The following is a 974-nucleotide window of genomic DNA, read 5'->3' as shown; positions in this document are numbered from 1 at the left end:
TGGCGCGGGCGGACGCGCAGGCGCCGAGCCCGCTCCCCTTCGCCCCGCGCGTCGTCACGCGCACGTCGCGCGCCGTGGCGGCGGTCGGCGACGAGATCGCGGATTCCCTCCGGGTGTCCGCCGATCCCGCGGCACCGGCTGACCACGGGATGCCGGCGACCGCAGACGGCTGGGGGCTGATCCGCCGCGAGGACGGCAGCCTGGCGCCCGTGCCGGTCACCGTCCGCAGCCGGCTCCTCGGTCCCTTCCCCGAGCAGGTCGGGCCCGAGCGCGACGAGGTCCCCGCCGATGCTCCCCAGGTCTGCGAGGTGGTGACGCGCATCGACCGCGGCCCGGGCGACTACGCCACTCCCGCCTGCCGCCTTCCCGCCGGGGGCTTCTACACCTGGGCCGAGTCCATCTCCCCGGATGACACCGCCGTCGCGGCCGGACGAGCGCGGGTGCTGCCCTGGCGTTCGACCTTCGGCGCCGCCACCGAGACGACGCAGGTCCCGCAGCCGCCGCGGATCACGACGGCCGTCGGCTCCGCGGAGATCACGACGGGCGGCTGCCAGACCGACACCCTGCGCGCGACGTCGTTCGTCGGGGTCGGCGCCGTCCCCGTGCACGTCCGCCTCGCGGGTCCCTTCCCGACCGCGCCCGCGGACGGGGAGCCGGTGGTCGTACCCGGGGACGGGGACACGAGCGCCCCCGCGGCCGATGTCCTCCTCACCGGAGACGGCGACGTGACGACGCCCTGCATGCGCGTCACCACGCCCGGCTGGTACGTCGCCGTCCTCGACAGCCCGGGCCGTCCCGCCGGAGACGCGGATGGGGCAGCCATCCCGGCGTTCTCCGACCACACGGCGCACGCGAGCGAGACGTTCCACGCGGGGCCGCCGCCCGCCGCCGAGGTGCCCACGCCGCCCGCGACCACGCACGCGCAGCTGGCCATGACGGGCGGGGCGGCGGGGGTCGACGTGCCGGGCTCCGGG

Annotated in this window: 1 pseudogene; it reads left to right on the top strand. The window is 77.6% G+C overall.

What is annotated here, in order from left to right:
• A pseudogene (locus tag DZG00_RS15790) lies at positions 1-974 on the top strand (hypothetical protein); the annotation flags it as partial.

It is taken from the genome of Clavibacter lycopersici (assembly GCF_003576405.1).
GTDB classification, from domain to species: domain Bacteria; phylum Actinomycetota; class Actinomycetes; order Actinomycetales; family Microbacteriaceae; genus Clavibacter; species Clavibacter lycopersici.
This window is presented reverse-complemented; position numbering and strand designations above follow the sequence as displayed.